Origin of the sequence: uncultured Dubosiella sp. (genome assembly GCF_964018005.1) — a bacterium.
GTDB lineage: Bacteria > Bacillota_I > Bacilli_A > Erysipelotrichales > Erysipelotrichaceae > Dubosiella > Dubosiella muris.
The window spans coordinates 1-10,875 of sequence record NZ_CAXHOA010000033.1 but is presented as its reverse complement, the minus strand read 5'-3'; the positions used below and the strand labels follow the sequence as shown (position 1 = coordinate 10,875).

Annotated in this window: 15 protein-coding genes; 8 read left to right on the top strand and 7 right to left on the bottom strand. The window is 50.8% G+C overall.

Features of this window, described 5'->3' with window-relative positions; all coding sequences use genetic code 11:
* Nucleotides 1–87: 87 nt before the first annotated feature.
* Entirely contained in the window at nt 88–675 is a 588-nt protein-coding gene (locus tag ABNS49_RS13350) for a GNAT family N-acetyltransferase (protein ID WP_135980538.1), read from the bottom strand.
* A 124-nt stretch (nt 676–799) separates the two neighbouring features.
* On the opposite strand from ABNS49_RS13350, the gene deoC reads away from it, so the two are divergent.
* From deoC to ABNS49_RS13315, 7 genes are all read left to right on the top strand, one after another.
* Nucleotides 800–1,492, top strand: a complete 693-nt coding sequence (gene deoC, locus ABNS49_RS13345) for a deoxyribose-phosphate aldolase (protein WP_135980537.1) — start codon at nt 800–802, stop codon at nt 1,490–1,492.
* Entirely contained in the window at nt 1,489–2,406 is a 918-nt protein-coding gene (locus ABNS49_RS13340) for a class I mannose-6-phosphate isomerase (RefSeq protein ID WP_135980536.1), read from the top strand. The genes deoC and ABNS49_RS13340 overlap by 4 nt, the downstream gene beginning before the upstream one ends.
* 2 nt (nt 2,407–2,408) lie before the next feature.
* A complete protein-coding gene (locus ABNS49_RS13335; protein ID WP_135980535.1) occupies nt 2,409–3,284 on the top strand; it encodes a sugar nucleotide-binding protein in 876 nt (291 codons plus the stop codon).
* Nucleotides 3,281–3,697, top strand: coding sequence for a C-GCAxxG-C-C family (seleno)protein (locus ABNS49_RS13330; protein ID WP_135980534.1), 417 nt, complete (start codon nt 3,281–3,283; stop codon nt 3,695–3,697). The genes ABNS49_RS13335 and ABNS49_RS13330 overlap by 4 nt, the downstream gene beginning before the upstream one ends.
* A gap of 67 nt (nt 3,698–3,764) precedes the next feature.
* Complete coding sequence (locus ABNS49_RS13325) at nt 3,765–4,646, top strand: hypothetical protein (RefSeq protein ID WP_135980533.1); 882 nt, start codon at nt 3,765–3,767, stop codon at nt 4,644–4,646.
* Nucleotides 4,647–4,718: 72 nt separating this feature from the next.
* Nucleotides 4,719–5,372, top strand: a complete 654-nt coding sequence (locus tag ABNS49_RS13320; protein WP_135980532.1) for a TetR/AcrR family transcriptional regulator — start codon at nt 4,719–4,721, stop codon at nt 5,370–5,372.
* Nucleotides 5,373–5,444: 72 nt separating this feature from the next.
* Nucleotides 5,445–6,650, top strand: a complete 1,206-nt coding sequence (locus ABNS49_RS13315; protein ID WP_135980531.1) for an MFS transporter — start codon at nt 5,445–5,447, stop codon at nt 6,648–6,650.
* 223 nt (nt 6,651–6,873) lie between these two features.
* Here ABNS49_RS13315 and ABNS49_RS13310 read toward each other — a convergent pair whose 3' ends face one another.
* The 6 genes from ABNS49_RS13310 to ABNS49_RS13285 all read right to left on the bottom strand — a co-directional run bounded on the left by ABNS49_RS13310 (nt 6,874) and on the right by ABNS49_RS13285 (nt 9,851).
* Nucleotides 6,874–7,332, bottom strand: coding sequence for a hypothetical protein (locus tag ABNS49_RS13310; protein WP_135980530.1), 459 nt, complete (start codon nt 7,330–7,332; stop codon nt 6,874–6,876).
* 168 nt (nt 7,333–7,500) lie between these two features.
* Nucleotides 7,501–7,986, bottom strand: a complete 486-nt coding sequence (locus ABNS49_RS13305; RefSeq protein ID WP_135980529.1) for an N-acetyltransferase — start codon at nt 7,984–7,986, stop codon at nt 7,501–7,503.
* A gap of 59 nt (nt 7,987–8,045) precedes the next feature.
* A complete protein-coding gene (locus ABNS49_RS13300; protein WP_135980528.1) occupies nt 8,046–8,459 on the bottom strand; it encodes a VOC family protein in 414 nt (137 codons plus the stop codon).
* A 114-nt stretch (nt 8,460–8,573) separates the two neighbouring features.
* Entirely contained in the window at nt 8,574–8,720 is a 147-nt protein-coding gene (locus ABNS49_RS13295; protein ID WP_168353597.1) for a hypothetical protein, read from the bottom strand.
* A 31-nt stretch (nt 8,721–8,751) separates the two neighbouring features.
* On the bottom strand, nt 8,752–9,702 hold the full coding sequence (locus ABNS49_RS13290; protein WP_135980527.1) for an alpha/beta hydrolase: 951 nt from the start codon (nt 9,700–9,702) through the stop codon (nt 8,752–8,754).
* A 17-nt stretch (nt 9,703–9,719) separates the two neighbouring features.
* The gene (locus ABNS49_RS13285; RefSeq protein ID WP_277820819.1) at nt 9,720–9,851 is read right to left on the bottom strand and encodes a hypothetical protein; all 132 of its coding nucleotides are present in this window, start codon (nt 9,849–9,851) and stop codon (nt 9,720–9,722) included.
* Between the two features lie 126 nt (nt 9,852–9,977).
* Between ABNS49_RS13285 and ABNS49_RS13280 the strand changes: the two genes are divergently transcribed.
* Nucleotides 9,978–10,451: a TetR/AcrR family transcriptional regulator gene (locus ABNS49_RS13280; protein ID WP_135980526.1), complete on the top strand. Its 474-nt coding sequence runs from the start codon at nt 9,978–9,980 to the stop codon at nt 10,449–10,451.
* Nucleotides 10,452–10,875: the final 424 nt, after the last annotated feature.

Below are 10,875 nucleotides of genomic sequence, written 5' to 3'. Positions count from 1 at the left end.
GGAAATCATACTCCATCCTTTTAGCAGTGTCAACCGATAAGTGCTAAACCCCAAAAACAAAAAAAACACCAGATCGCTCTGCTGTTTTTACGCGCCCCGCTCTTTCAAGATCCGCGTCGTTTCCTCCCACGCTTGCTCGCTTTGCTCCCGGGTACTGCCGCGATACGCGCCCAAATACGGAGTGAACCCCAGCGAAGCGTACAACGCGATCGCCCCATACGACTGGGATTGTGTCGAAAGGTACAAAGGATACTTCGACGGGATCGAGTCGTACATCGCGCCAAGCTTTGTGAGCATCGCCCTGGCAATGCCTTGATGCTGGCACGACTCGTCGCACGCCACATAATGCACACGAAGCCGCTCTTCGTCAAAATCGCGTCCGGGCCACAATCCGGCGGAAGCCGCCAGCTGACCCGCCTCGTTTTTCACAAATAAAAAGTGGGTTTCAAAAAAAGCGCGGTCTTTTTCAAGCATGGCTGCCAGGGCGTCTCGCGCCTGCTCCATGGACGAAAACAAATTCACGCTTGTTTGCAGAGCACACCACGGTTCAAATAAATCGTCGTCGAACGGAACGTACGAAAACCCTTCCTTCAAATCAAAAACACGCTCGATCCGTTTTTTTGGCAGCACCATCAACACCTTGCGATACGGAATCGACGAATCCAGTTTTGTCATGATCTCACCTCGCATCCATTGTACCACGAAGCGATTTTACACCAACAGAGAAAATTTTCTTAATTTGGTATATCAATATATTAAATTAGTATGCTATAATACATCCGAAAAGAGGGAGTTCAACATGAAAACATTACCAGCAAATGAAAAAGAACTAGCGAAATACTTTGACCATACGTACTTGAAAGCCGACGCCACCGACAAGGAAATGAAAAAGCTTTGCGACGAGGCGAGAGCCATGGGCAGCGCGATGGTCGCCATCAACACCGCCTGGGTCATCCCATGCAAGCAATGGCTTGAGGGAACGGATGTCCACGTTGGCGCAGCCATTTCGTTTCCGCTTGGCCAGTCGGGCCTGCAAAGCAAGCTGTTTGAATGCGAGCGCGCCATCCAGGATGGCAGCGACGAAATCGACTACGTCATTCATATCGGCAAGGCGAAAATGCACGACTGGGCGTATATCGAAGACGAAATGCGGCAAATGACGGCGCTCTGCCACCAATACAACGTGCCATGCAAAGTCATTTTTGAAAACTGCTATTTAACAAAAGACGAAATCAAAACCTTGAGCGAAATCGCGAAAAAAGTCCGGCCCGACTACATTAAAACGAGCACCGGATTTGGCCCGACCAGCGCGACCGTCGAAGACGTGGCGCTGATGAAATCCGTCGTTGGCGACGACGTGAAAGTCAAAGCGGCAGGCGGCATCCGCGACTGGAAAACGTGTCGGGCGATGATCGAGGCGGGCGCCAGCCGGATTGGCACAAGCGCTTCGTTGACGATTCTCGAACAATTCAAGGAGGAAGCCAACCAATGAAACCATACATCTTAGAACCGATTCCCGACTACACGATTTGGGGCAACGACAAAATGTCCACGTTCCGCCACGCCGACAAAAACTATGGCACATGGTGGGAAGTGAGCGCCCATCCGTATTGCACAAACCCGGTCCGCGACGCGGGCTGCACGCTTCAGGCGCTCATTGACAGCGATCCGGAAGCGATGCTTGGAAAAGGCATCACGATGCACGAAATGCTGCGCGTCGCCTTCCTGGACGCCAAGGACGCCCTGAGCATTCAAGTCCATCCGTTTGACGCCTACGCCATGGAGCATGCCAACGACTTCGGCAAAGACGAAAGCTGGTACATTATCGACGCCGAGCCGGGCGCCAAGCTTGTCGCGGGCACCACGACCGACGATCCGGCGACGCTCAAAAAAGCCGTTGAAGACGGAACGCTGGAAAACTACTTGTCGTATCAGGAAGTCAAACCGGGCGACTACATCGACATTCCCGCGGGCATGCTTCACGCGTTAGGCGCCGGCATTTTGGCGATCGAAGTGGGCACCAACTCCAATGTCACCTATCGTTTTTACGACTACAACCGCAAAAACGCCGACGGAAGCCAGCGCCCGCTCCATTTGAAGGAATCGTTCGATGTTGCCAACTTCGCGTTGCGTCCAACGTTTGTGCCGGCGCAAAACACGACACGCCGCATCGGAGACACCCCGCATTACGTCGTAGACGAAATTTTCGCCGACAAGGACATCGACATCGCCGGCAACGGAGTGTACTTTCTGTTGTCCAACCTTGGCGAGGACACGACGCTGGTCGTCGATGGTGTCGAATACCCTTTCAAAAAATATGAAAGCGCCTTCGTTCCCGCTTCCCTTTCTCATGTTACAATAAAACAAGGAGCGCACCTGCTCTATAGTCAAACGAAAGGAAATTGAAGATGAAAACAATTTTAGTCACCGGCGCCAACGGGTATATCGCCTCGTATATCGCCGCTGTCAACCAAACGAAATTCAACTGGATCAAAATGACGCGCAAAGATGCCGACCTGTCCGATCCGGACGCGGTGGAACGCTTTGTCCGCTCACAGGATTTTGATCTTTGCCTCCATACGGCGGCCAACGCGACGACCGCTGTATGCGAAGAAAATCCGGCGCTCGCCCATCGAATCAACGTGGAATCGACCGAGGCGATCGCGAAAGTGTGCCATGAAAAAGGGGCCCGCCTGATTTTTTGCTCGACCGAGCAGGTTTTTAACGGCAAGACGAATTTTGGACCTTTTGCCGAAGAAGAGGACATAGCGGCCGTGACGGTCTATGGTCAAAATAAAATCGAATGCGAAAAAATTCTCCATCAATGGTGTCCGGACGCGGTTATTTTGCGTTTTTCCTGGATGATGGGCTTGTCAATGCCAGGCATCAAGGCGAGTCCAAACATCGTATCCAATGTCATGAACGCCATCTTGCACCAGCAGCCAACGCTATTTACCGTGCATGAAAAGCGTTGCATGACGTATGCCCGACGGCTGGCTGAGCAATTTGAAGCCATTACGACGTTGCCGGCCGGCATTTACCATGTCGCGTCCGCCAACGACAAATCGACGTATGAAAGCGCGAAAACGGTCGCCTCGATGCTGGGCGCGACGCCGGAAGCCATCGCGCGCTACATTTTGCCAAACGAGGAGCGGTACGCCGACCGGTTCCGCGACTATCGTCTGGACGCGCAAAAGCTTGCCCAATACGGCATTACTTTTGGCACGTTTGACGAGGATGTCGAAGCGATTTTACGCGATTTTGGATGGAGGAAATCGTCATGAGCCTCACCGATCTCGCTTTGGAAAACTACGCGGCCGGATACAACTGCTCGGAAGCGATCATCCGCGCTTGCGACGCGTACTATGGGCTGGACCTGCACGAGGAAGACTTGAAAATGATGGCCGGGTTTGGCAGCGGCATGTATACGGGATTGACGTGCGGGGCGTTGTGCGCAAGCATAGCCGCCTTGTCGAAAATGACGGTTGAAACCAAGGCGCACGACCATTTGGACACGCTTCGTCCCTACTCGCAAAAAGTCGTCGCCGCTTTCAACAAGAAGCTTGGCGCGACGCAATGCGCCCAAGTCAAGCCGGTGCACTACACCAAAGCGTTCAAATGCCGGGAAACCGTTCGTCTGGCAAGCGAGTCGCTGGAAGAGGTAATGGACGAAATCGCCCGAATCGAGGAAAAATAAGCCGGAACCGGCTTGTTTTTCTTTTTGCGGAACGCTACTATAAAAAGAAAAACAGGAGAAAACAAACATGAAAATAGCCTACTGCATGCATTACACCGGCACGTCGTTTGACGAGTTGTCGGAAAATGTCGACCAGCTCATCGAGCCTGGCGACGAAGTGTTCGTCATGATCAACGACGACGACTTGCGGGATCAAATGGTCATTTCCTACGCCGACGAGCCGGCGCTTCACGTTTCCCAAATCCAGCAAAAAGCGCTGGACGCCGATTTGTCGCTGCCGCGCGGTCAAATCGTCCAGCTGCGCAACGCGCTGGACGCGCAAATCAACGAGCGCAAGCACTACGACCGGTTCATCCTGATGACGGACGGCATGATGCCCATCCGCTCCCGCGACACGATCGTCGCGTATTTGAACGAGCACGAAGGTCAGGACATTTACTACGTCGTCAACGATTCCGACCACGATGAAACGATCGCCAAGCGATTTGAAAACTACGCGTTCTTCACAAACACGATGAACTTTCAAACGAGCCGGATGATCAAGGGCATGAACGCGATGACTTCGAAAATCGTGCACAACTTCAAACAGCGAAAAATCGAAGACACGCTCGTGTTGAGCTTTCCATGGTTCATTTTGACGCCGGAAAGCGCCAAGGCGCTGGCCGACGCGTTTCCGTATTGCTCCAACACGTTTAAAATGTGCCTCTATCCTGAAGAGCTGGCCATCGCGACGATGCTTCGCAAGTTTGCCGGCACGCCGCATGTCAACGAGGACATTTGGGCTTGCGGGCCAACCGGGACGTACGCGTTGGAAACGCCGGTTGGTTTCCTGACAGCGGAAGCGATCGAATCCAAGCCGCAGGCGCTCTTTGGCACAAAAATCAAAAGCGATCAAAATCTCGACGTCTATCAAAATTATTTCGACGCCTACGTGAAACCGGTGAAATAGCCGGTTTTTTCATTGCGTGGACCGCAAAAGTTTGATACGATAAACATACCAACGGTATGTAAAGGAGGCCCTATGCCGAAAAAACGCGATTCCCAGGCGACGATCCAGCAAATTCTCGATGTGTCCCAGCGGCTGTTTTCTGAAAAAGGATACGAAAAAACATCCATTCAGGACATTCTTCACGATTTGAACGGCTTGAGCAAAGGCGCGATCTACCACCATTTCGCAAGCAAAGAGGAAATTCTGGAAGCGGTCATCACCCGGATGAGCGAACAGTCCGTTCAATTTCTGAACAAGATCCGCGCCGATTCGACGATGAATGGCGCGCAAAAGCTCAAAGCGATCTTTTGCGGCTCCATCGCCCAGCCAATCCAGGACGATTTGTTTCAAGCCGCGCCCCGCCTTTATGATGATCCATTCATGCTGGCCCGGATGCGGGACGACTCCATCCACCATGTCGCGCCGGCCTATATCGCCCCTCTCATTCGCGAAGGCGTCGAGGATGGCTCCATCGTGACCGGGTACCCGGACGAATTGGCGGAGCTGCTGTTGCTGGCCGGCAACATTTGGCTCAATCCGCTGGCAATCCAGGCCGACGCGAATAAAATTACGCGCAAAGCGAAACTGCTGCAAAAGATGCTGCGCCAGTGCGGCCTCGACTTGATTGAAGACGAAGCCATCGAACGGCTCGCCCATCTCGCCACGCTCGCCTCGAAAGCGGCGTGAAATTCGCCAACCGGCGATTTTCTTTTACCGCGATACATACCGTCGGTCGGTACTTAAGAAAGGAAATCCACTATGCTTTCATCCAAATCATTTCTTTTGTTGTGCGTTGGCCAAATCATCTCCTTGTTTGGCAACGCGGCGATTCGCTTTTTGTTGCCACTCTGGCTGCTCGAAGCGACCGGTTCCCCTTCTCTATTTGGCCTCGTAACCGGAATCGCCTTGCTTCCGTCCATCGCTTTGTCCATGGTTGGCGGCGTGTTGGCGGATCGCTGGCGCAAAGAACGCATCATGGCCGGCCTCGATTTTTTCACCGCCCTTTTGGTCACGCTCGTCGCGCTGGCGTGGAAGGCGCTTGATCCCGTTGTCGTGTGCGCGATCGCGCTGCTTGTATTGTACGCCATTCAGGGCGCGTACCAGCCAACGGTGAACGCGAGTGTCCCGGCGCTGCTGGACGAAGCGAACTGGATGAAGGGCAACGCCATCGTTTCGGGTATCGGACAGCTGTCCGCCATCATCGGCCCGGTCCTGGCGGCGCTTTTCAATCCTGTCTTGTCGAAAACCGCGTTTTTGCTCGTTCTGGCGGTTTGCTTTTTCGTCTCCGCGCTGCTGGAATTGTTTTTAAAAATTCCTTTCCATCCAAAACAGCGAACGCTTCGCGAAGATTTTCAAACCGGATGGCGCGTCGTCCTCCAAAACAATCTCATTCGTCGCGGCCTCGTTTTGATCGCCTTGTTCAATCTCGTCGTTTCCGGGCTGATCAGCGTTTCCGTTCCGGTTCTTGTGACGCAGCATTGGTACGCGGGCGCCAGCGCCGATTTCCACTTGTCGCTTTTGGAAGCCGCCATCGGCATTGGCGGCATCACGGGCGCTCTTTTCGCCTCCGCCCGCGTAAAAGCCGCCGGTACGAAGGAAATCAAAACGATCATGGCTGGCTGCGCCGTCGTTTTGGCGCTCATCGCCTTGCTGTTGGGAATCGCCCAAGGCGGTCCGGTTTCTTTTGGCGCGCTGGCCGTTGGTTTATGGCTGCTCATGGCGCTGGGTTCCATGGCGAGCATCGTGCTGCTGACGTGGCTGGAAACGATCACCCCAGCCGACCAGCTTGGCAAGACGATGGCGTTCGTCATGGCCTCGTGCCAATGCGCCGTTCCGTTAGGCAACATCGTGTTCGGCTTTTTGATCCAGTCGCTGCCCATGGCGCTATGCTATTGGATCGCGGCTTTCCTTTCCGGCTTGCTGGCGCTGGCTGCCCATCGCTTTTTCCAGCCAAAAACAAAATAAGAAGAACCGAATGGATGGGAAACTATACGTTCGAAAAGATTGTTATTTGGAGGCATCAAAATGGTGTCTCCTTTTGATTTTTTCATCCTTCTGAGTCCTGTTTTTTTACAAACACTTGTGCATATTCATTGCTTTCCTTCCTCTGGATCGAAATTTACAGGAATGAAATTCGAGTACGTATTTAGAAAAAGAGCATCATGACCTATGCCATGATGCCCGATTGCTACGCGGGTTGCTGCGCCTTAAAAACCGATTTTACTTTCGATAACGATTGATTGGTGATCCGCGCGATTTTTTCATAGGACATGCCTTCTTCACGCTCTTTATTTCGCGACTCTCTTTCAAATTCTCTCATGATCTCACACATGGCATTCACTACTTCCGGTTCCTTTTTAAAATACGATACGGCTTCTCTAAGCTCATCATAAAACATGTCATCCGGGTTTGTACAGTGGAAATCATGCATCAGCCTTCCAATCGCGTCATCGCCCCGGTATTCTCCATTGACAAAACGGATGTGCGCTTTCGTATGCAGGATCCGCTTCCATTTCCGGTTGAACCATTCATACGTATAAAACAGCTCGTTTTGTTTAAGGAAATCCTTCTTCGTTAAAAAGACGACCCAGTTTTCCCGCAGCGTTTTGTGTTCTTCACCTGATTTTAAGCCCTGATAATCATTCATTCGGCTTTTTTAGATGATTTGTTATATCAAAATGCATAGCAGTGTGCGTCCTCTTTTCTCCCGGATTCCCGACATAGAAAAAGCAGGATCACCTGTTTAGATTTCCTGCATGGGTGGGGCTTTTTATTTATTTTGTAGACGCGTTCTCCACTCAATAAAAAACGGGATTTATCTATTTTCCATAATCAATTCTCTACACTTCCATTCTTCACCTAGAACACAATAGGTTTCCGTTCTGTCAAGAACAACATCGTTAAAACCGACCGCTTTATAACAAAAATAAGCCGGAAGATTATTCTCAAAAACGCCCAAGGACGCTTTTTTTGCTCCATACATTTCAAATACAAATTTGAGGCCTAGCCGGAGCATGGCTTTTCCATAGCCCTTTCCTCTCTTGTGAGGATTTACAATCACAAATCCAAAACGTAGTTCATCCAAGGATTCATCCGGGTTTCTTAGCGTAAAAAAGCCAACGATTCCTGTTTCATCAAATGCAGTAAACGGCATTAGAGATTCAACCAAGCAAAATTCCTTTTGTGTTATCGGATAATTGCCAAGTATACCTGCTGTCCATTGATAAAACGCTTTTTCATCCTGACACCACGATAATATGGCATCTCCATCCGAAGCTTTATACGGTCTTGTTCTAATCATACAGTTTTCCTCTCAAATTCCGTTTTTTCACTCTCTCAACTCCCCAACAAACGGGAATTTCATCTTTTGTCTTTTGTTTCAAAAGATTTGTTCCATGAACCAATTTCAATCAGATTTCCTTCCGGATCAGCTATGAAGCACGTTCTCTGTCCCCAAGGCTCTGTTGTCGGTTCTAAAACAGAAGTCGCACCATTGCGTATCGCCTTTTCGTATTCTAAATCCACTTCTTCGAAAGTATCCACATAAAGCGCGATTTCCGAATGACCGTTTAATCCCTTTACATATTCGTACTTTTTACTTGTCATATTCTCAAAATCTTTTCTGCCGTAAAGCAAAAACAATGTCCCGTCCTTCACAAGATATACATTGGATGTCTGCTCACTCTCTTGAATCTCAAAGCCAAGCACATCTCTGTAAAATCGAATCATTGCTCCCATATCGTTTACGAACAATCCAAAACCGTCTAACCGCATATTCAATCTCCTCCACTTTCCCAATTTATCGTTGATACTATTATACACTTTTAATCCAATAAATGAAATGTGTCCGGCTTTTTTAATGGACTGGCTATGTGAGAATTTTTATTCCTATGTCGTTTTCAGCCATTTCAGGTAATCGTCCATATAATAAGTTTGATGCATTCCGTGATCCTGTTCTTTGACTTCCACCGCCACCACATCGCAACCGGCGTCTTGATACAGCGCAACCCCGATGCCGCCAATCCCCCAAAACAATCACCATTCTTTTCACGATCCTTTTCATCCTTTATTTCCTTTCCGAAACCGGTAAATACCGGGCGAGATTGTCCCGAATCGCCTCCATGTACTTCCGGTACAGCGCGCTGTCGTTTTGCAAGCCATGGCCGGAATGTGGCATTTCGAAATACTCCACTGGCACGTCGTTGGCCCGCAAGGCGTCAACCAGCGGCTTCGCTGTTTTAAACGGACACACTTTGTCGTGGGCGCCATACGCGATCACGCTAGGCACCGTGTCCTTGTCGACCCACATCGACGCCCAAATCGGCTTCATCGCCTCGACATACGAGCCGTCCTCGATCATTTCCGGCGTGATGGTTTGGCCGGCCATGGCGCTAAACAACCCGGCCGCCGCTTCAGGACTTTGATCCAGTCCGTACGTGTCCCAGCTTTTTGGATCGAAGCTGGCCGGTCCAACCGCCTCGAACAGCAGTTTAACGGGCACGGGCGACGTTTTCGCGTCCCGATACGCGTAAAGCATCGCCAAGGTGCCGCCGGCCGAACCGCCGCCAATGGCCATTCCGTCGATTGGATAGCCAAGGCGCTTGGCTTCGTCGACAATCGCGGGAACGCTTTCCTTGATTTCCAGCGACTGGGAATACACGCTGGCTTGCGGATTTTTCTCGCCAAACAGCGTGTAGTTGACGCCAGCCGCCACATAGCCAAGCGAGCAAAGCCATTCGAGCATTTCCTTGTCGCCCGCCTTGTCCCCGGCTGTAAAACCGCCTGCGTGCAAATACACGACAAGCCCGTACGCCGGTCTGCCGGTATCGGCCGGCACATACAAATCGTATTTGTTCGCTTCTTTTGGTCCATAGCTTAAATCCTCGTATACCGTTCCGACTTTGTCGCTCCAGTCCACGCGAAACGCTTTCGTCCACACCGGCTGATGCTTCATTTTAAACGCAACCGAACCAGCGAAGCTGATTACGAATACGAGGACACATGTCAGCACAAACATTCCTCTTCCCTTCCTTTTCATAAAAAATCACCGCCAAACATCGTGCCGCCCATGAGCGCGTTCATCGCCCCGCGCACGGCGAGCCGTCCTAACACAATGCCGCATAGAGCCACAATGATCAAAATGTATATTCTCTTTTTCGTCCACATACGTTTCCTTTCTTGACATCCCGGTTAAAGATGTTATTGTAGTAACAGTTATATTTGTAACATATGGAACAACAGGCGACAAGACGGCACGCCTGTGTTGTTCGAAACGGAAAGGATTTCTAACACATGTCGAAACAAAGCGAAAACTCGAAACAATGGATCGCCGAAGCGCTGTTCCAGCTCATGGAAACGACGCCGTTTTCCGAAATCACCAACAAACAGATCACCGGCAAGGCGGGCTTGTCGCACATCACGATTTACCGCAATTTCGATTCAAAGGAGGAAATCGTCGAATATTACTTGCTGGAATGTCTTGAGCGCGCTTCCCTGGACAACGCGAAAATGGACGACCTCTTCCGCTTTTATGAAACGAATAAAAAACTGATTTCCCTTTTGTACCAAAACCATCTTCAATATGTGTTGCTGGACGCGATTTTAAAGAAACTTCAACACGATAAAAACGACGATCCGACTTCCGCCTATGCGAAGGTGACCGTCGCCTATTTGATGTTTGGGTGGTGTGACGAATGGTACAAGCGGGGTATGAAGGAAACGCCCGAACAGATCCGGGCGCTGCTCGAGGAACAAAAGAAAGGATGAGTGCGAGGTAATCGCGGCTGTAACGATCAAACAAGTCGAAGGGGAATGGGCGCGCTTAATCCATTGGATGAAAATTTTGATGCGTTCCACTCGCCTGTTTGAAAAGAATGTGGTTAAATACGGTTGAGCTGAAAGAAGCTCACTTCATAATCAAATTCCCTTTCTTAAAACTTTCTTGGAAAAAGGCCTCGTCGGAGGCCTTTTTTCTTGGCTTGGGCAACAAAAAAGATCCGGTTTCCCGAATCTTGAAAAACGACCAGTGAGTTTTCACGTCAAGCCCCACACCTTCACGTGTTTCACTGTTTTCTATCGGATCGAACTTCGATCTTCCCTTAATTTTACACTACAATAGTGGGGGGGGGGGGGGGGGGGGGGGGGGGGGGGGGGGGGGGGGGGGGGGGGGGGGGGGGGGGGGGGGGGGGGG

What these genes read in the sequence shown, in the direction of transcription:
- ABNS49_RS13350 (WP_135980538.1), bottom strand. Translation starts at nt 675, where the DNA reads ATGACAAAACTGGATTCGTCGATTCCGTATCGCAAGGTGTTGATGGTG.
- deoC (WP_135980537.1), top strand. Translation starts at nt 800, where the DNA reads ATGAAAACATTACCAGCAAATGAAAAAGAACTAGCGAAATACTTTGAC.
- ABNS49_RS13340 (WP_135980536.1), top strand. Translation starts at nt 1,489, where the DNA reads ATGAAACCATACATCTTAGAACCGATTCCCGACTACACGATTTGGGGC.
- ABNS49_RS13335 (WP_135980535.1), top strand. Translation starts at nt 2,409, where the DNA reads ATGAAAACAATTTTAGTCACCGGCGCCAACGGGTATATCGCCTCGTAT.
- ABNS49_RS13330 (WP_135980534.1), top strand. Translation starts at nt 3,281, where the DNA reads ATGAGCCTCACCGATCTCGCTTTGGAAAACTACGCGGCCGGATACAAC.
- ABNS49_RS13325 (WP_135980533.1), top strand. Translation starts at nt 3,765, where the DNA reads ATGAAAATAGCCTACTGCATGCATTACACCGGCACGTCGTTTGACGAG.
- ABNS49_RS13320 (WP_135980532.1), top strand. Translation starts at nt 4,719, where the DNA reads ATGCCGAAAAAACGCGATTCCCAGGCGACGATCCAGCAAATTCTCGAT.
- ABNS49_RS13315 (WP_135980531.1), top strand. Translation starts at nt 5,445, where the DNA reads ATGCTTTCATCCAAATCATTTCTTTTGTTGTGCGTTGGCCAAATCATC.
- ABNS49_RS13310 (WP_135980530.1), bottom strand. Translation starts at nt 7,332, where the DNA reads ATGAATGATTATCAGGGCTTAAAATCAGGTGAAGAACACAAAACGCTG.
- ABNS49_RS13305 (WP_135980529.1), bottom strand. Translation starts at nt 7,986, where the DNA reads ATGATTAGAACAAGACCGTATAAAGCTTCGGATGGAGATGCCATATTA.
- ABNS49_RS13300 (WP_135980528.1), bottom strand. Translation starts at nt 8,459, where the DNA reads ATGCGGTTAGACGGTTTTGGATTGTTCGTAAACGATATGGGAGCAATG.
- ABNS49_RS13290 (WP_135980527.1), bottom strand. Translation starts at nt 9,702, where the DNA reads ATGTTTGTGCTGACATGTGTCCTCGTATTCGTAATCAGCTTCGCTGGT.
- ABNS49_RS13285 (WP_277820819.1), bottom strand. Translation starts at nt 9,851, where the DNA reads ATGTGGACGAAAAAGAGAATATACATTTTGATCATTGTGGCTCTATGC.
- ABNS49_RS13280 (WP_135980526.1), top strand. Translation starts at nt 9,978, where the DNA reads ATGTCGAAACAAAGCGAAAACTCGAAACAATGGATCGCCGAAGCGCTG.